Annotated in this window: 16 protein-coding genes and 1 pseudogene; 8 read left to right on the top strand and 9 right to left on the bottom strand. The window is 44.1% G+C overall.

Annotated features, from left to right (window positions below; genetic code table 11):
• Positions 1 to 131 precede the first annotated feature (131 nt).
• Together HRQ85_RS09025 and HRQ85_RS09020 are read left to right on the top strand one after the other, a co-directional pair.
• Positions 132 to 1,145 (top strand): DUF2804 domain-containing protein, encoded by a 1,014-nt coding sequence (locus tag HRQ85_RS09025; RefSeq protein ID WP_172379397.1) that lies wholly within the window; start codon positions 132 to 134, stop codon positions 1,143 to 1,145.
• Between the two features lie 86 nt (positions 1,146 to 1,231).
• The gene (locus tag HRQ85_RS09020) at positions 1,232 to 2,080 is read left to right on the top strand and encodes a sterol desaturase family protein (RefSeq protein WP_172379396.1); all 849 of its coding nucleotides are present in this window, start codon (positions 1,232 to 1,234) and stop codon (positions 2,078 to 2,080) included.
• Between the two features lie 15 nt (positions 2,081 to 2,095).
• On the opposite strand, the gene HRQ85_RS09015 is transcribed toward HRQ85_RS09020, so the two are convergent.
• The 4 genes from HRQ85_RS09015 to HRQ85_RS09000 are packed head-to-tail and all read right to left on the bottom strand — an operon-like array spanning position 2,096 to position 6,213.
• Complete coding sequence (locus HRQ85_RS09015; protein ID WP_172379395.1) at positions 2,096 to 4,534, bottom strand: carboxypeptidase-like regulatory domain-containing protein; 2,439 nt, start codon at positions 4,532 to 4,534, stop codon at positions 2,096 to 2,098.
• A gap of 47 nt (positions 4,535 to 4,581) precedes the next feature.
• Positions 4,582 to 5,292: a fimbrial biogenesis chaperone gene (locus HRQ85_RS09010; RefSeq protein WP_172379394.1), complete on the bottom strand. Its 711-nt coding sequence runs from the start codon at positions 5,290 to 5,292 to the stop codon at positions 4,582 to 4,584.
• Positions 5,289 to 5,726: a DUF4402 domain-containing protein gene (locus tag HRQ85_RS09005; protein ID WP_172379393.1), complete on the bottom strand. Its 438-nt coding sequence runs from the start codon at positions 5,724 to 5,726 to the stop codon at positions 5,289 to 5,291. The genes HRQ85_RS09010 and HRQ85_RS09005 overlap by 4 nt, the downstream gene beginning before the upstream one ends.
• Positions 5,727 to 5,778: 52 nt before the next feature.
• A complete protein-coding gene (locus HRQ85_RS09000; RefSeq protein ID WP_048611478.1) occupies positions 5,779 to 6,213 on the bottom strand; it encodes a DUF4402 domain-containing protein in 435 nt (144 codons plus the stop codon).
• A 1,027-nt stretch (positions 6,214 to 7,240) separates the two neighbouring features.
• On the opposite strand from HRQ85_RS09000, the gene sbcB reads away from it, so the two are divergent.
• From sbcB to purT, 5 genes are all read left to right on the top strand, one after another.
• A complete protein-coding gene (sbcB, locus tag HRQ85_RS08995; protein ID WP_017059136.1) occupies positions 7,241 to 8,665 on the top strand; it encodes an exodeoxyribonuclease I in 1,425 nt (474 codons plus the stop codon).
• Between the two features lie 25 nt (positions 8,666 to 8,690).
• Positions 8,691 to 9,062, top strand: a complete 372-nt coding sequence (locus HRQ85_RS08990) for a CidA/LrgA family protein (protein WP_004734867.1) — start codon at positions 8,691 to 8,693, stop codon at positions 9,060 to 9,062.
• A 2-nt stretch (positions 9,063 to 9,064) separates the two neighbouring features.
• Entirely contained in the window at positions 9,065 to 9,742 is a 678-nt protein-coding gene (locus HRQ85_RS08985) for an LrgB family protein (protein ID WP_017090893.1), read from the top strand.
• 286 nt (positions 9,743 to 10,028) lie between these two features.
• Positions 10,029 to 10,916, top strand: coding sequence for a cytidine deaminase (gene cdd / locus HRQ85_RS08980; protein ID WP_172379392.1), 888 nt, complete (start codon positions 10,029 to 10,031; stop codon positions 10,914 to 10,916).
• 167 nt (positions 10,917 to 11,083) lie between these two features.
• Entirely contained in the window at positions 11,084 to 12,259 is a 1,176-nt protein-coding gene (gene purT / locus HRQ85_RS08975) for a formate-dependent phosphoribosylglycinamide formyltransferase (protein ID WP_017059132.1), read from the top strand.
• Positions 12,260 to 12,373: 114 nt separating this feature from the next.
• Here purT and HRQ85_RS08970 read toward each other — a convergent pair whose 3' ends face one another.
• Positions 12,374 to 13,027, bottom strand: a complete 654-nt coding sequence (locus tag HRQ85_RS08970; protein ID WP_172379391.1) for a thiopurine S-methyltransferase — start codon at positions 13,025 to 13,027, stop codon at positions 12,374 to 12,376.
• A 324-nt stretch (positions 13,028 to 13,351) separates the two neighbouring features.
• Between HRQ85_RS08970 and HRQ85_RS08965 the strand changes: the two genes are divergently transcribed.
• Complete coding sequence (locus HRQ85_RS08965) at positions 13,352 to 14,128, top strand: RelA/SpoT domain-containing protein (RefSeq protein WP_017059130.1); 777 nt, start codon at positions 13,352 to 13,354, stop codon at positions 14,126 to 14,128.
• Positions 14,129 to 14,270: 142 nt separating this feature from the next.
• On the opposite strand, the gene HRQ85_RS08960 is transcribed toward HRQ85_RS08965, so the two are convergent.
• From HRQ85_RS08960 to HRQ85_RS08945, 4 genes and pseudogenes are all read right to left on the bottom strand, one after another.
• Positions 14,271 to 14,840 carry a c-type cytochrome gene (locus HRQ85_RS08960; RefSeq protein ID WP_172379390.1) on the bottom strand — a complete coding sequence of 190 codons (570 nt, stop codon included), beginning with the start codon at positions 14,838 to 14,840 and terminating at the stop codon, positions 14,271 to 14,273.
• Positions 14,837 to 15,340 carry a cytochrome C gene (locus HRQ85_RS08955; protein ID WP_172379389.1) on the bottom strand — a complete coding sequence of 168 codons (504 nt, stop codon included), beginning with the start codon at positions 15,338 to 15,340 and terminating at the stop codon, positions 14,837 to 14,839. The genes HRQ85_RS08960 and HRQ85_RS08955 overlap by 4 nt, the downstream gene beginning before the upstream one ends.
• A pseudogene (locus HRQ85_RS08950) lies at positions 15,340 to 16,567 on the bottom strand (molybdopterin-dependent oxidoreductase). The gene HRQ85_RS08955 and the pseudogene HRQ85_RS08950 overlap by 1 nt, the downstream one beginning before the upstream one ends.
• Positions 16,564 to 16,869: a c-type cytochrome gene (locus HRQ85_RS08945; RefSeq protein WP_004734857.1), complete on the bottom strand. Its 306-nt coding sequence runs from the start codon at positions 16,867 to 16,869 to the stop codon at positions 16,564 to 16,566. Before HRQ85_RS08945 ends, HRQ85_RS08950 begins: the two are co-directional and overlap by 4 nt.
• Positions 16,870 to 16,952 lie beyond the last annotated feature (83 nt).

Here is a 16,952-nt window from a genome sequence, read left to right as displayed (position 1 = left end):
CTACTCAGCTTCAACAGCACATGCTGACGAAATCGTGATTGGTAACATGCTCTTGTCCGAATATGACCTCCCAATTCTACGCTACTCATCGCACAATGGTTTTAGTTGTTAAAATAATGTGAACCATCGCAATGATAAAAACCAACCCAGCCCCACACAGTTTGATTGATTCTAATGGTCAGCCGATCATTGGACATTTCGATGGCATCCCAAAGCACCTGAACATCGAGAACTTTGACTACCGAAACTCGATGGATTCAAAAGCAAACTCTTGGCAGAAGCACTTCCACTACAAACAATTCCAGTTTGTCAGCATCGTCACCGACACACATATTATTGGCGTGGCCATCGCGGATATTCGCTACTTGGGCTCAGCATTTTGTTATGTCTACGACATCGAGAACAACCATCTACAAGAGTCATCTTGGTTGAGGCTATTAGGGTTTGATAAGCATGTAACGCGTTCACCATTCGAAGGAAAGACAAGCATTGCAGATCAAAGTATCACCTTTGATATTGAAGACGGACAATGGCGAGTTCGCTTGAATACCAAACTCATCAAGGCCGATATCGCTTTAGAGCCTGAAACTGATAGCTTGCCCATCGCGATGTGCAGCCCAACGGGTTATTCAGGTTGGACTTACACTCAAAAGCACAATGCTTTGAACATCAGCGGCGACATCCAAATCAAAGGAGAATCACTCGATCTCACTCAAGCTCGTGCTGGTTATGACCTTTCAGCGGGTTACATGAGGCGCGAGACCAGTTGGCGCTGGGCAAGCATTAACTCGCAATCCAATGGTACTGATATTGGCTTGAACCTCGCGGCGGGCGTGAATGAAACTGGAGGCTGCGAAAACGCATTATGGATCAATGGAACTCGGCACTTGCTTAACCCGGTACAGTTTACGTTTAGTCGCCAAAACACGGATTTACCTTGGCAGATAACATCACAAGATGGACGTATAAACCTGACCTTTACGCCCTTAAATAATCGCAGCGAAAAGCTCAATTTATGGCTGTTAAAAAGTAACTTCCGTCAGTTCGTTGGTCACTTTTCTGGCTCGGTTGAAGACAACAATGGAGTGACACATCAACTCGATGGTGTTCTTGGCCTAACAGAAGATCACTTTGCCCGATGGTAGCGAAATTCTGCTGACTGAATCTCAGGCGAGCAAGTCTAAGTAAACTGATACTAAGAACGCTTATGGCGTCTCAACAAGGATAAAACATGAATATCGACGCATTAATCAATCACCCAGAATGGCTACTGCTGGTATTAGCGCCCTTGTTCGTGGTGTGCATGTTGGCTGAGTATTTTATAGGTCAGAAGCAAGGTCGATTGCCAGATAACTCGAGCTACAAACTTTCAGAAGTAATGTGTAACTTCACGCTGGCCGGAATGCATCAACTCTCCGATTTGCTCACCGGGTTATTGGTCGTGCAGCTGTACCTTTGGATGTTTGGTTGGCGCTTAATGGACATTGAAATGGGCGTGCTGAGTTTTGTTGTATTGATGGTGTTGCAAGACTTTTGCTATTACTGGTTCCATAGAGCAAGCCATCGTGTTCGCTGGATGTGGGCAGCACACGTGGCACACCACAGTTCAGAAAGCATGAACTTCAGTACGGCTTTCCGTCAAAGCTTAATGTATCCACTTGCTGGGATGTGGCTTTTCTGGGTACCGTTGGTCACCATAGGTTTTGACCCTAAGTGGGTCATCTTTGTGGTGCTTCTCAATCTGGGTTTACAGTTCTTTGTCCATACACAATGGATACGAAGCTTGGGGCCACTTGAATACATCTTTAATACCCCTTCGCATCATCGAGTACATCACGGCAAAAACCCGCAATACATCGATAAGAACTACGCCGGCGTTTTGATCATTTGGGATAAATTGTTTGGTACATTCGAGCCTGAAATTGAAACCGTACGTTACGGCGTCACCAAACCCGTGAACAGTTTTAACCCGATAGTCGTCACCTTTCAAGAATGGAAGGCCATATTCAAAGATTTGAAGAACCGAGAGCTAACCACGAAACAGAAAGTGCGATTGATACTCTCGCCTCCGTCAGACTAATCAAAGTAATCTGGGCTAATACACCTTATGAAAATCAATGAGGTTGAATGTGAGGTCGCTTACCCAGAAATCGCCGTCCAAGTCGGCACCTTGCACGTATCGCTTGTCTCCCATTTCTAAAGTCACAATGTATTTGCCCGCGATTAGCCCCTCTACCATGTAAAAGCCATCACTCTCAATCTCGCTCGAATACTCGGTGCCTTTCTGGATATGTTTAAAGTGCAGATAAGCACTGTTTTCTAGGTCACCTTCTACCGTGCCATCGACGCCAAATGACACCACCATTTCGATATGAGCATGAGTTAGCCCGACTTGCTTAGTATTTACAAATACGGGGTTTTGAATCGGCGTGAGGTTAAGGTCGAGTGCCCCTTCATCAATATAGATAGGTAGATTATCTCGAGCTGGAACACTTGAGAATTCAAATCGGCCTTTTGCATCACTGACCGCTCGTTGATCCAAGATTTGTAGGCTTACACCTTGTATGGGCTGTTTGTGGTGATCGTAAACAATGCCCGTCAGCTTAGAATGGTTGTATCGATTCCACTCAACAAACTCACCAATGCTTTCATCAAAGTAAGTCTTCGCGCCGAATTCGGTTGTCATCTCGACACCGTATCGGTCTTCAGTTCCTTCTAGCTTAAAGAGCAAATAAGGATTCACTCGAGCTTCCAAAGAAGCCGTAAACGAAACCTCTTGTTTCTGATAGCGAGCCGATACGTTGGTCGTGAGCTCTTGAAAAACCTCCAGAGGATCGAGCAGGCACTCTTTGCACGCATTTCTTAGGGATAGTTCCGTTCGTTCATGATGACCAGAGCCATCAACGGTTCCTGAGATATTCCACGACGTATCCGAAAACCCGCTTTTGGCCAGACCAATAGTGTGTAGATAATCATCTTGATGAGAAGCTTTGGTGTATCGATAGTCACCAGCGTATGAGACAAACAGATTACGAGCCACTTTCGAGTTCAACTTGGGTTCAACGCTCAATTCGTCGTCATAATTTCTTACCGTTAAAAAGGCCGTTAGATTTGCAAGCGACAAGTTATATTTGAAAACGTCGTACTCCATCGACTCTAAGTCCAATTCATCGGTTTTATTGAGCTCTATCGATGCCGACTGATCGCCGTTGATCAAGATATCAAACTCCATTGGAAAGCGATTGAACCCTGGTAACCAACCAATATGACCCGCAAACCAGTGCACTGGTAAATATCGTCCTTGAAAGCCAATCAGGTCTTTGCCATGTTGCCTCATAAAGGCGCTACCCACGGTGAAGTAATCGGCAAGCCCATACTCAAGCGACACAGCGCCCGCTCGGTCTGCACCTTCATTTCCCACCACTTGAACGCCCCACTCGTTGCTTGGTAGAAATGCATCTTCTAAACCGGCAACGGTGATCTCTTCTTCCTGCCAGACACCTTTCGACAAGTAGTAGCGAAACTTGATGGTGTCACCGGGGGAAATATTGTCTTCTTCAACAACGAAGCGTCCAAACTCATCAGAGCGATAAGTGGTTTGATAGATGCCATTAACCAAAACATCGATGCTGATGTTAGGTTGAGTAGTTCGTTCGAGTTGAAGGTTGCCGAACTCTGTCTGTCGTTTTCGATTTGTGTAATAGAGCCCGTCTTCTAGGGTTTGATTCACGGTAAAGACGCTGCCATCTAATAACACATGGCCGACTTCCAAAGACCCTTCACCATCATGAGCTTCAACCGCAATGTTGTAATAAACGATGGGGTTATCTTCTCGTGAATCAATCGACAAGCGAGACAAGGAGTGTTCAGTGCTTAATATGGTGTCTGAGATTGAGTAAACATCACCACCAGTTTCACTGTCGTGATAAACAGAAGCCGCTAACCGAGTCGCCAAACCCACAGCGGCAACAGGTTCGAAAGCTGGCGTGTTTTCTGCTCGCTTGAGATCCTCGGCCTTCTTACGTGATTCATTTTTCATCTTAGAAATGGCCGCTTCCAACTCAGTCAATGAACTGAATTCTGGAGAAACAGTGAGCCGGTAATCATCAATATCCCAACGGACTTTAGCCGGGATACAAGCTTGTAAGCTATACCAATGGACGTAAGTTTCTGAGTCGATGACTTGATATTTGATCGACTGGATATTGTTGTCATCGCGATAACAGATGGCTTGTTCGGTATCAACAATATACGGCGGAGATTCTCTGCCCACATCTTGTGGCAAGTACAATTCGCAATATCGGCTTTCATCACACTGACCATTCATTTCTAGCAGATAAAAAGCGGCATTGGATATCGAAATGAAGGGTTCTTCGTAGTCATCCATCATGACACGATAAAAGCTATCCCCCACTTTCCCGACTCGAACTTCAACATGGGCTGGATAGAGTTCGTTCGCCTCACTTTCTTCTTCAGATTGCGAATACGCAGCAAAAGGAAACAATGAAGCAAGCAAAAAGAGTCGCCAAAGCATGCAATTGAACACTAGCCTTTAAAGATTCTGAGACAATGAAACGAACGCTACAGAACACATTCGTACAGAGGCTGTTCGTTCTGAACCAGTGAGATCTTCGAGCCTTTTGGGAAAGGCTTAGTTAGTTCAGCATTACGAAGTAGCACCACTTTTTCGCTATGCTCATCGACATTCAATTTTGCAGTAAATTGAAAGTTACCATCGTTACGAATCTTGATGCTTTGGTTGTCACACGCAAACTTAACATCTTGTACCTGCACACCTTTCTGAACATAAACAGGCACATAACTGTTGATGTGAAAGTTCAGTTGAAAGGCTGAACCGTCACTGTTGGTTTTACTTGAAGATAGCGCAATGTCCGATAACTCTGCGGCTTTTGCTATTGGGGAAAACCACAAGTAAGCACGATATTCACCATCAGCCATGTCAGCAGGCAGAGCATTCATACGTAAGCGAACCGTGCGTCTTTGATTGGGTTTAAGTTCACGAATTATTGGTGGTGACACTTTAATCCAACTTGCGATGTCTTCCGATAGCGCGATATTAGCGTCAGTTCGAACCAAACCACTCGCCTTTACTGGGCGATAAATCGGTTTTATCTCCAAGCGAATCGGTTGATCTGAGTTATTTTCGACGACGATTTTTTCAGTCACCGAAGTGTCGGCATCCAAAACAAAACGAGTCGGAGCGATGAGTAGCTGAGCATAGGCTTGTGCTGTGAAGATTAAGCCGAGAACACATGGGATAAACAACTTCATTTATAATTAACCTCAAAAGGGATTATACTGGTGTAAAGGCCTGCGGGGTGGTTAGCGCCGATTTTCACTTTCGCACCAATACACAATAATTTGCTTCTTCCATTCCCTTTGATTTTGGCTCTACCGCGCTTGGATAAGCCACAACCAAAATAAAACTTTCTAATACGCAGGCGCTTGGATTTACGGGAATGATTTAGGTATTGCTTGGAAGGGAGAGAAACCACGATTTTTTTACCAGGCTCACCTTCAACGTAAAAGCGCACCACATATACCTGACTATTGGCTGGGTTTGAATCCGCATTCTGACCCGATCCAGAGATATACATGCCTGGAAATTTCACTTCCATATTCTCAGGAATAATTTCTAGCGCATGAAAAGGGCTAGAGTAAATAATTAGACTGATATAAATCGCGTATTTTAATAGAATACTCATAGTAAAGACGGCTGCTTTTTAACAGCCGCAATATTATACTGGTTTCATTTAATTATTGGTAAGTGACATCTACCGCAACGTTAGCAGTATATGTACCAGCAACTAATGTCGCACTTGAAGTACGTGCAGTGCCGCCAATATTAAGATCCGCAGTACCACCCGTAAGGGTAATAGCATTATTAAAGTCAAATTCAGCTGCAATGGTATTTACGCCATTCACCAAGTTAGTATCAGAAATAACGACTGTTACTGCATCACCAGACTCTCCAGAAAGAGTAAATGCCGCCGCTCCTGCATCGCCTTGAGCGATAACAACGTCGGTTGTGTTATCTGAAGTGATGATACCGAAGTCAAGATCACTTGTTTTTGTCATTGTAATTGCTTGTTTTACTTCTAGTGTTGCATCAAAAGTGTCACTCACAGCGAAAACGTTCGCTGAAGAGATAGAAAGTGCAGATACAGCAACAACCTTAAAGACTTTGTTCATTTCTTTAATCCTTTATATAAAATCGGCTTTATTATTAGGGTTACCTAATAGTCAATCAAAGTTAACAATTAAGTAACAACAATCCTATTTAGAAAATATATATATTGACACTTATTTATAAAGAAATGAGGCGCAGTGAGAATAAGATCACGCAAATTGATATAAATAACACTAACGAAAATAATGGTATTAGAGTATTACTACCAATTAGATATAAAACTGGTTTTACATCTAATTCCTTTGTTTCTGTGTGTTATTTATATTTATAAAAACACCTCAACTTAAATAGTCCAAAAATAAGATAGAACATTCCCCCACTATTCTATTCAGATTCATCACTATATAGATCGACGTGTTGCAATATAGTCTCAAAAGTGAAACAAACTGATATCTACACAGTATTGCAATAAAAATGAAATATTAGAGTTTTATTTATATCCAATTCAAACACGGATTATATAAAGTATTAAAAGTGAGACAGGTACAACTATCCAGTCAAATTAACCCCAACAATCATAAATACCGAAAATCAAGTCAAATCTAAGGAGATTGTATTATGAAAAACACCATCTTTGGACAGAGCCTAGACAGGTAAATGAAGCGGTTTAAACATCTGTGCTACGGATTAGACATTTGCGCTGCGGTTTAGACACAAGCACAGCGGATTAGCTACAGGTACAGTAGATTAGCCATCAGTGAAAAAACAACGAGCGTGTTTCTAATGACACAGGTTTACAGTAAAAGACAAACAAACTCATTCGCGGTCAACCTTAAAACCCGACTCATCGCCATACAACGGCTAGGTTGAAAAGATAGGTAAAAAGAGGTAACTAGGCAGAATCACGACTATAAAAAAGCCACAATTGGTTTCAAAACCTTCCCCACTGACTCGATTGAATAGTAAAGCACCGTTTTCCGGCAATTTATTTGTGATCTGGGTTGCACGCGTACCGCATACTATCAGATACTGAACAAAACTAACCTTCAGCCACAGTATACGTTCCGCGCTTGCTGTTCAGGAAATTCAATGAGTTCAGATAATCAGCCAACCTACTTCTTTTTCGATTACGAAACTTGGGGCGTGAGCCCAGCAAAAGACCGTCCGAGTCAGTTTGCAGGTGTTCGTACCGACCAAGATTTCAATGTTATTGGAGAGCCTCTGGTTATCTATTGCCAACCTCCTGCTGATTACCTCCCTGCACCTGAAGCTGCATTGATTACCCGTATCACGCCACAGAAAGCGGCTTCACAAGGTCTCCCTGAGCCAGAGTTTATCGCTAAGATCCATGCTGAGTTAGCGAAACCAAACACCACAAGCCTTGGCTACAACAGTATTCGATTCGATGATGAAGTAACGCGTTACACCTGTTACCGAAACTTCATCGACCCATATGCGTGGAGTTGGCAGAACGGCAACTCACGTTGGGATCTGTTAGATGTAATGCGCGCCGTACACGCACTGCGTCCTGAAGGCATTGTTTGGCCAGAGAATGAAGAAGGTTATCCAAGCTTCAAACTGGAACACCTATCTGTGGCAAATGGCATTGAACACGAAAACGCGCACGATGCGATGGCCGATGTTATTGCGACCATCGAGTTAGCGAAGAAGCTGAAAGCTGCACAGCCTAAGATGTTTGATTACCTTTACAACATGCGTCATAAGCGTAAGCTGAATGACCTGGTTGATATCGTAAACATGACACCATTGATGCACGTTTCTGGCATGTTTGGCCGTGACTGCAACTACACAAGTTGGATTGTGCCTATGGCTTGGCACCCAACCAATCAAAATGCCGTTATCGTGGTTGATTTAGCCAAAGATCCAAGCCCACTGTTAGAACTGGACGCTGATGAACTCAGAGACAGACTCTACACCAAACGCAGTGAACTGGGTGAAGACGAGCTACCAGTACCAATCAAATTGGTTCAACTGAACAAGTGCCCTATTCTTGCTCCAGCCAAAACGCTGACGGCTGAAAATGCCGAAACCATCGGTATTGATCGCCAACAATGCTTGAAGAACTTGGCACTGCTGCGCGAACATCCAGAGATCCGCGAAAAACTGATCGGCCTGTACTCACAAGAACGCGAGTACGAAAAGAGTGATGATGTTGATACGCACCTTTACGACGGTTTCTTTTCACCTGCTGATAAAACAGCGATGAACATCATTCGCGAAACTGACCCGAACAACTTGGCAGCTTTAGATATCACCTTCAGTGACGAACGAATTAAACCGTTACTGTTCCGTTACCGTGCACGTAACTTCCCATGGACGCTCGACGAAGCTGAGCAATTGAAATGGGCGAACCATTGTCGTGAGTTTTATGAGTGCCGTTTAGAAGAGTACATGCTCAACCTTGAAAACCTCGCGCACGAACATGAAAGCGACGAGAAGAAAATGGCTATCTTGAAGGCGGTTTATCAATACGTAGAAAAGTTAGCTAGCTAATTCCATTATCAAGAGACGTAACACTTTGAAAGAAAGATTGATCCAACTGGTTTACTGCTTAATCTCCTTCACCTTAATCATAGGTGCACTTACAGCAGGTAACGCGTTACAGCACTTTTTGGATACCTCAATCCCAGGCAGTATTTTTGGCATGTTGATTCTGTTTGCAGCCATGGTGATTGGTATTGTTCCTTCGCACTGGGTACAGCCCGGTGCAAGCTTGATTATCCGCCTAATGATCTTACTGTTTGTTCCGATCAGTGTTGGGTTGATGGATCATTTCGACATGCTTATCGCGAACGCATTGCCAATTATGGCGAGCGCCGTTGGTGGCACGTTGTTGGTGTTGGTGTCCTTATCATGGTTCTTAGACCGCTTGCTTTCGAGAGGTAACTGATCATGTGGATTCTACTCACCATCGTGGTATTCCTATTTGCTCGCTGGGTAAGTCAAAAAGTAAACTCGCCGCTGTGTAACCCCCTGCTTATCAGCATTGGTATCATCATTCCGATTCTCACGTTCTTTAGAGTACCGTTTGAGACTTACTATGCTGACAACACTTGGATTACCTACATGCTTCAGCCTGCGGTTGTTGCCCTTGCTTATCCGCTTTACGAACAGCTACCTCAAATCAGAGCAAACTGGCGCATCATCACCTTTGCTTGCACGCTAGGCAGTGTGATGTCGATGACAACGACAGCATTAATCGCAGTGGCTTTTAAAGCTGACTTAACTTTGATTGCGAGTTTATTAGGTAAGTCAGTCACCACACCAATTGCGATGGAAGTATCGAGCCATTTAGGTGGTGAAGCAGCGATTGCGGCAATACTGGTATTGATTGTTGGTCTGTTTGGGGCAATTTTTGCTTATCCAATCTACAATCTCATTGGTATTAAAAGCCCGATCGCCCGTGGTTTAACCATGGGTACCGTGTCTCACGCTTTAGGCACCGCGACTTGTGCGGAAAAGAATCAGGAAGATGCAGCATTCAGTTCTTTGGCTCTTGTGCTTTGTGGCGTCATTACCTCAATCATCGCACCGAGTATATTTTCGCTCGTGGTTTGGTTCTACTCTTAACCTAAACGATCACTACGCGATTCAGCCCAACCAGAATGCTGTTTATTACAGTGTCTGTTTGGGCTTTTTATTCGCATTTATTTAGCAATAGCAGTCAAGTCACGGTCTTTTACGAGCACTAAGTGCGATATCAGCTGTATAAATGGCTCTTGTAATCGATTTCAAGTGTGACCTCACTCTAATTATGCAAACCAATGTAACAACAACAATTCAATAGTGATCTTTATCACAGAAAATTCCTGAGCAATGCATAAACTTAAAGCCTAAGGTCAATTAAGGATTCAACATGAACAGTCGTATTACCCTGGCGCTGGAAAGTGCTCCATCATCAATGAAAGCGCTTTTGAGTGACATCGTATTAGCAGACAACTTTGACGCGACATTGTCTCCAGAACAATTTGCTAGCCTACTGCAAGCAAGTGGTCTAGCGGATGACGAGCTACGTATTGAGCTACTTCCTTTTGCCGCAGCCTATTCTTACGCTCCGCTATCTGACTTTTATGTTGGTGCAATCGTGCGTGGTTTGTCTGGTACTCTGTATTTTGGTGCAAACCTTGAAATCGCTGGTGCTCAACTTGGTCAAACCGTTCACGCTGAGCAATCTGCAATCAGCCACGCTTGGATGAAAGGCGAACTAGGTATCTCAGATATCACCATCAACTTCAGTCCTTGTGGTCACTGTCGTCAATTCATGAACGAACTGACAACAGCAAAAGAACTTAAAGTTCAGCTTCCACAACGTGATGAAATGTCTCTGCAAGAGTACCTACCAGACTCGTTCGGCCCTGCTGATTTAGGTGTGACAACTGGCCTAATGACAAAGCTTGATCATAAGTACACGACCGAAGAAACAACACCTATTGTTGTAGAGGCGCTAGCAGCACTAAACCGCAGCCATGCTCCTTACACCAAAAACCTAAGTGGTGTTTCATTACAACTGACGTCAGGTGAGATTTTCACGGGTGCTTACGCAGAAAATGCAGCGTTCAACCCGAGCCTACCTCCTCTGCAAGTCGCGTTAATTCAACTTAAACTGGCTGGCTTCGATTTCGAACAAATTGAAAGTGCTGCTTTGGTTGAAATCGCAGAAGGTAGCATCAGTCACCTAGCGGATACGCAATCTACATTAGAAGCGATTAATCCCGACATTCCAGTGACTTACTTAGCAATCTAAGTACATCTGATTAACAAAAATTTAAATAAGCAGCCCTATTTAACAGGGCTGCTTTTTTTATGCCTGTAATTAACGCAACAACTTGCGCAAACGTTTGCTTTTGTCATTGAAATAAGTATGATCACCCCGTTTTAAATCAATCGTTCAAAAGATCGGAAGGAATTTCTATGTTTGGTACTGCTACTCGTGAAAATGCTACTCGTGTACTTCTATTAGGTTCAGGTGAACTCGGCAAAGAAGTTGCTATTGAGTGCCAACGTTTAGGTTTGGAAGTTATTGCTTGTGACCGTTATGCAGACGCACCAGCGATGCAAGTTGCGCATCGTAGCCATGTATTAGACATGTTAGACGGCGATGCACTTCAAGCGATCATTGAACTAGAAAAGCCAGATTATGTGGTTCCTGAAATTGAAGCTATTGCCACCAGCAAACTGGTAGAGCTAGAAGCGCAAGGCTTAAATGTCGTTCCAACTGCGAATGCGACCAAGCTAACGATGAACCGCGAAGGTATCCGTCGTCTAGCTGCAGAAGAGTTGAAACTGAGCACTTCTCCTTACCGCTTTGCAGACACCTTTGAAGATTTCTCAGCCGCTGTTGAATTCGTGGGCATGCCTTGCGTTGTTAAGCCAGTAATGAGCTCTTCAGGTAAAGGTCAAAGCGTTATCAAAACAGAAGAAGACATTCAGAAGTCTTGGGACTACGCACAAGAAGGCGGTCGTACTGGTGCGGGTCGTGTGATCGTTGAAGGCTTCATCGACTTTGATTACGAGATCACGCTTCTAACCGTTCGCGCAGTCGACGGTGTTCACTTCTGTGCGCCTATCGGTCACCGCCAAGAAGACGGTGATTACCGCGAATCATGGCAGCCACAAGTGATGTCAGACAACGCACTTAAAGCCGCGCAATACACGGCTGAACAAGTGGTTAACGCACTAGGTGGTCACGGTATCTTTGGTGTCGAGCTGTTTGTTAAAGGCGATCACGTTATCTTCAATGAAGTATCCCCTCGCCCACACGATACTGGCTTAGTCACATTGATGTCTCAAGACTCATCTGAATTCGCACTGCACGTACGCGCATTTACAGGTATGCCTATCAAATCAATTACTCAGTATGGCCCTTGTGCCTCTGCTGTAATCCTTGGCCAAGGCACTTCAACCAACATTCGTTTTGAAGGTCTTACAGAGGCGCTAGATGCACCACAAACACAAGTTCGCCTGTTTGGTAAGCCTGATATCGATGGCCGCCGTCGTCTAGGTGTGGCGCTTACTCGTCGCAACAGTACAGAGACAGCAATTGAAGATGCCATTGAGAGCGCGTCAAAAGTAAAAGTGATTTACTAACCTGCTATTCAATTCTGAACAATCACGATTTCAAATCTGAACAATAAAAAAGACGGGCTATCGAGCCCGTCTTTTTGTTGGTGTTATCTGTTAGCTTAACTAAGCAGACTGAACTTAAGCGTCTGACTCAATCAAGTACACTTCTTCACAGAAGCGAGTAAAGCCTTTCTTAGCAATCTTCGGATGTTCATCGTCCGCTATATCTTGGTTCAACAATGTGATTTTGTATCCTGAGAACAACTGATCGATCTCTAGTTTAGGCACGCTAAACGGAGGCCCTGCCATCTCGCTTTGGTCATAATCTAGAGTCACCAGAAGGATCTTACCACCCGGTTTCAGCAGTTGTTTTAAACGCTCTACATACTGCACTCGCATCTCTTCAGGCAATGCGACTAAAGACGCGCGATCATAAATGGTGTCGACAGGCTGGATTGGTGCTGAAAAGTAATCGCCCGTGTAGATGTTCAGTTCATCGAATTGGTAGAGCTCGTGCTGACCGCTAATTTGAGTCACAGTCGGGGTGTAAAGGTGTTCTGCAAAAAATGCGCGAACCGCAATCTGGCTTAACTCGACACCTTGAACATCTTCATGCTTTGAAGCTAGCCAAATCAGATCTTCACTTTTACCACAAAGTGGAACAAACACACTCTTCTCGTAGCTAGGCTCAGTCTTTTCCCAAAATTTAATCAAAAGTGGGTTTACATCTTCGAGGTGGAAACCAATTTGGTTGGCTGCCCATTTATTGTGCCAAAATTCAGGATTATTCATCTTTCGTTCATGTTAAACAGTCATAATGCAAGGGTACAGTATAGAGAGGTAAGAGCAACCTTAGCTTGGTTTAAAGTACCAAATTGGTTTCGATAAAATCAGAAACTGGCTAAGTTCAAAGTTCTGATAATTGCGGAACTAACGGTTGGATTATTTGTCTATATCTTCACATTTTAAAGCAATATTAAACGTTAGAGTTGGTTTCTGTCTTAGCTAGCCCCATTTAATATGTAGTGAGTTTAGTTAAGCTGTTTTTACTCTTGTGCGTTACTGGTTACCCCTTTTGACTACCCGTTTTTTGTAACCTTGTATTTTGGAGTTTGAATGAGTGTATTTCTCCGTACGACGGCCCTAATGCTTCTGGTATTGAGCCGAGCGCCTGCATTCGCAGCAGCACCTGTTTCAACAAGTTCAACTGATCAAACGCGCACTCCTGCGCAAAACCAAGTATCTTCAAACGTATTCCGTCATAGTTTGAGCGGCCTTTACGGCATCAAAGCCTTCGACTCACGCCCGACTCAGCCTTACACCGACTTCGATATTCTGTACAGCAAAGCGCATCAAGGCCAAGCTGAACTAGAAACTATCTGTAAAAGTACTGCCCTACTCACCAATTCTGAAGCGCTATTTGCTGGCGTTAAATCTCAAGCTCGCGCAGAAGAAAAAATCGCCCTTGAGCTTGATGGTGATGTGACAAAAATTACCGACTTAGCCCGTGCAACTATCATCGCAAACGATGTAGAGAGCTTGGTTGAAGTTTACGAAGCGTTAAGCCGTGAAGCAGACGTTGTTAAACTGAAAAACAAGTTTAAATCACCAGCTGACTCTGGCTACCGTGACCTTAACTTGTTGGTTCGTTTGCCTAAAACCAACATCATTGCAGAGGTTCAACTTCACTTAAAAGCGATTGCTGATGTGAAAAGTGGCCCTGAGCACGAGCTGTACGAAATTATCCAAGGTATTGAGCGTCACGCAATTGCAGAACATCGCCCAATCAACGATATCGAAGCGGCACAAATTAATAGCTTAAGACGCCAATCTTTAGAGCTTTACCAACAAGCATGGCAACCGTACATTACAACGCACATTAAAGCGGCTTAACCGCTTATTCATAAACAAGAACGACAAAGGGCTGCATAATCGCAGCCCTTTCTTTTATCTATCGTTTTGCTTATCGTTATCTACTGTTTTAGCCACCGAACCTCGTAGAGACCAACTTAACCAGTGTTCCCAGAAAGCTCAGCTACTGGTGATAATACTCTTTAGTGCGATTGTATAAGTCCAATGGCTTCAACGTACCATAGAACGCAGCTACGTCTTGTAGGTCTTCATCTGAAAGGTGTTTGACCACAGACTGCATGTATAAATCTTGGCGTTCATCACTTTTAAAATCACGCAGCTGCTTAAGAATATACCCAGCTTTCTGACCTTTGATGTTTGGATAAGATTGTACGAAGGGAATAATTTTGTCGCCATGACACTGGCTACATAGATTTTGAACCAACTTCTCACCTGACACTAAGCTAGGTATGTAAACTTTGGTGATTACCTTGCTATCGACAAGCGTTTCAACCTCAATTTTAGCTTGCGCTTCAAGCTTTGGCACTGGTTTCGACTCTATTCCTAATGATTCGACGCGCGAGGCAACTTTATCTTCAGTGCTCGGCTGTTCATCAGTACACGCCGACAACAACAAAACTACTGATACAGCGGCTATCGCCATAGCTCTATTGGCAGCAACTCTATTAGCAATAGCTCTATTAACAACAGCTCCATTCACAAGAGAGGTCCGTTTTAATCGATTGATGATCATTGGCTCTCTCCCGGCATAGGTGGCATCAAAGCGCTATCAATAGGCTTACGACGATACTTGTTCATATCGATGCCTTTGTCTTGATAGTAGGTACTGAGGTAATCCAATACTGGATCCCAAGTATCAGACAGATCCCACAGCCCTTGAGTGTCGACCATCCACTGAATGGTTTCACGCCATTGCTCTCTGGTGCCGCTGTTCTGAGCAACGATTAAGCTGGTATGGCAGGCGTTACATTGCCCTTTCACGGTCTCCCAACCGGGTGCCATGATCAGCCCCGAGGCTTTATCTACGCCGTAGTACTCTTTTGGGTTCTCTGGAATGTCTTCAGCGTGAACAAGCATCGACGTTAATAAGCTACACACCAATGCAGCTCTCATTATGCCTTTACGGTAACTGCGCTTGTTGACAGGAGTTGAGTCTGCATGAAATGACTGGCCATTAACCAAATTGGTAAGCTTAGAACGGCCATCAATAGGCTTATTGGAAATAGACAGCATCACGACACTCTTACTGCGATACGGTGGCAACCATTAAACAAGTAACCTTTAGGGTTCCATTGCGGTTGCACGACTGGCTGGCTATCGCCTTCGCTATCGGTCGCCTTCGCCCAGATCTCATAATAGCCTGTCATGGGAAGGTCTAGATCGGCTTCCCATTGTTGCCACGCGCCCTTGTTTACCGGCTTATTCAGCTTTGCATCATGCCAAGTGGTGCCGTAGTCGTAACTCACTTGCAGCTTCTCAACAGTTCTTAACCCAGCCCAAGCATGACCACTGACTTTAACCTTCTTACCGAGGCCAAACTCTGTCCCACTTTTTGGAAAAGTAATCAGCGACTTCACAATCATCTCTTCAATGATTCGGAAATCTTTGTTATCCACTTTCTCACCCGGAGCGATTGGGTTCTTAGGCACTTGATAAGCAGGAGCCGCCATCTTGTGCCCATCATGAATCTTGTTTCGAATACTGATGCCTGTTGTGCATTTCTGAGAAACAGAAGCCGGTCGACCGCCAAATACCGTTCGTAACGGATAGCCATGGAGGTATGGGATCGGCTCGCCATTCATTTCCCATGCAATCAAGGCGTTATCGTTCATCGCCGCTGCAATAGGAACGCCACGTGAAATTGCCTCACCTTTACCACTCAAGTGCTTATCAAAGCCATGGTTACCGACGTAAACCGCATCATCTTTAATGCCACAGTCTTTAAGCACATCACTCAACAACACACCTGTCCACTGTGAACAATAAACACCAGCATTGTTCCATTGATTGCCTTTAGTACTCGGATAAAAATTGTTACGGCTGTTACCGCCACACTCCAATACTAGGCTTTGCGTGTGATGTTTAAACTTAGATTTGAGCTCAGCTATCGTGTAGGTTTTACTCTGTTTTACCGATTCACCTTTCACTTCAAAGGTCCAAGTATCTGGGTCCATCTCCGTAAAATCTGGCATCAAACCATTCCAACGAACAAAGGGAACATCTGCAGGATGTCACAGCAGGCGCAAGCATACTTTCTGGCGGATACGCATTCAAAGGATTGGTATTTAAAACGGTGTAGTAATCCGGTAGATCTTCTGCTTTTGCCCACGTTAATGCATTGATGTCCAGTGCAGCTAAACCTTCAGGGCGATTCGCAGCAAATACCCACGACACCGGCAATGCAGATACTGCGGTTGCTGAAAGCGCGGCTTTAAGGAACTGTCTTCTATCTAAACTCATTGTGGTGACCCTGTGTTGTTCAGTTGGTAAAAGTAATTAGCTAACTTCTTGATGTCTTCTTCTGACAATAGTTGCGCGACTTTAGACATCGTTTTGTCCTCACGCTTGCCACTTTTAAAGTCAGTCAGTTGCTCAGTAAGGTAGACTTGGTTTTGCCACTTTAAGTTAGGGATAGAGGGAAACGAGGTATCGTTGTTACTGCCATGACAAGCAATGCACATATTGGCGAGTTGCTGGTACTCCGCTGCCGAAGCGACAGTCGATAAAAAGAGTAACATCAAAGCTAAAGCGGACTTACGCAAAGCTTCTCCTTAGATTTAGATCAACAAAATAGATTAACTGGCTGTTTATTGAGCACATTACAGCAAATCACTCGGTAGATTTA

The sequence above is a fragment of the Vibrio sp. Vb339 genome (genome assembly GCF_902751245.1).
Classification (GTDB): domain Bacteria; phylum Pseudomonadota; class Gammaproteobacteria; order Enterobacterales; family Vibrionaceae; genus Vibrio; species Vibrio coralliirubri.
The sequence above is the reverse complement of the archived record's forward strand: the minus strand, read 5'-3'. Positions and strand labels throughout refer to the sequence as shown.

Bases quoted from the DNA above. Each gene is read 5' to 3' on its own strand.
- HRQ85_RS09025 (WP_172379397.1), top strand. From the start codon at position 132: ATGATAAAAACCAACCCAGCCCCACACAGTTTGATTGATTCTAATGGT.
- HRQ85_RS09020 (WP_172379396.1), top strand. From the start codon at position 1,232: ATGAATATCGACGCATTAATCAATCACCCAGAATGGCTACTGCTGGTA.
- HRQ85_RS09015 (WP_172379395.1), bottom strand. From the start codon at position 4,534: ATGCTTTGGCGACTCTTTTTGCTTGCTTCATTGTTTCCTTTTGCTGCG.
- HRQ85_RS09010 (WP_172379394.1), bottom strand. From the start codon at position 5,292: ATGAAGTTGTTTATCCCATGTGTTCTCGGCTTAATCTTCACAGCACAA.
- HRQ85_RS09005 (WP_172379393.1), bottom strand. From the start codon at position 5,726: ATGAGTATTCTATTAAAATACGCGATTTATATCAGTCTAATTATTTAC.
- HRQ85_RS09000 (WP_048611478.1), bottom strand. From the start codon at position 6,213: ATGAACAAAGTCTTTAAGGTTGTTGCTGTATCTGCACTTTCTATCTCT.
- sbcB (WP_017059136.1), top strand. From the start codon at position 7,241: ATGAGTTCAGATAATCAGCCAACCTACTTCTTTTTCGATTACGAAACT.
- HRQ85_RS08985 (WP_017090893.1), top strand. From the start codon at position 9,065: ATGTGGATTCTACTCACCATCGTGGTATTCCTATTTGCTCGCTGGGTA.
- cdd (WP_172379392.1), top strand. From the start codon at position 10,029: ATGAACAGTCGTATTACCCTGGCGCTGGAAAGTGCTCCATCATCAATG.
- purT (WP_017059132.1), top strand. From the start codon at position 11,084: ATGTTTGGTACTGCTACTCGTGAAAATGCTACTCGTGTACTTCTATTA.
- HRQ85_RS08970 (WP_172379391.1), bottom strand. From the start codon at position 13,027: ATGAATAATCCTGAATTTTGGCACAATAAATGGGCAGCCAACCAAATT.
- HRQ85_RS08965 (WP_017059130.1), top strand. From the start codon at position 13,352: ATGAGTGTATTTCTCCGTACGACGGCCCTAATGCTTCTGGTATTGAGC.
- HRQ85_RS08960 (WP_172379390.1), bottom strand. From the start codon at position 14,840: ATGATCATCAATCGATTAAAACGGACCTCTCTTGTGAATGGAGCTGTT.
- HRQ85_RS08955 (WP_172379389.1), bottom strand. From the start codon at position 15,340: ATGCTGTCTATTTCCAATAAGCCTATTGATGGCCGTTCTAAGCTTACC.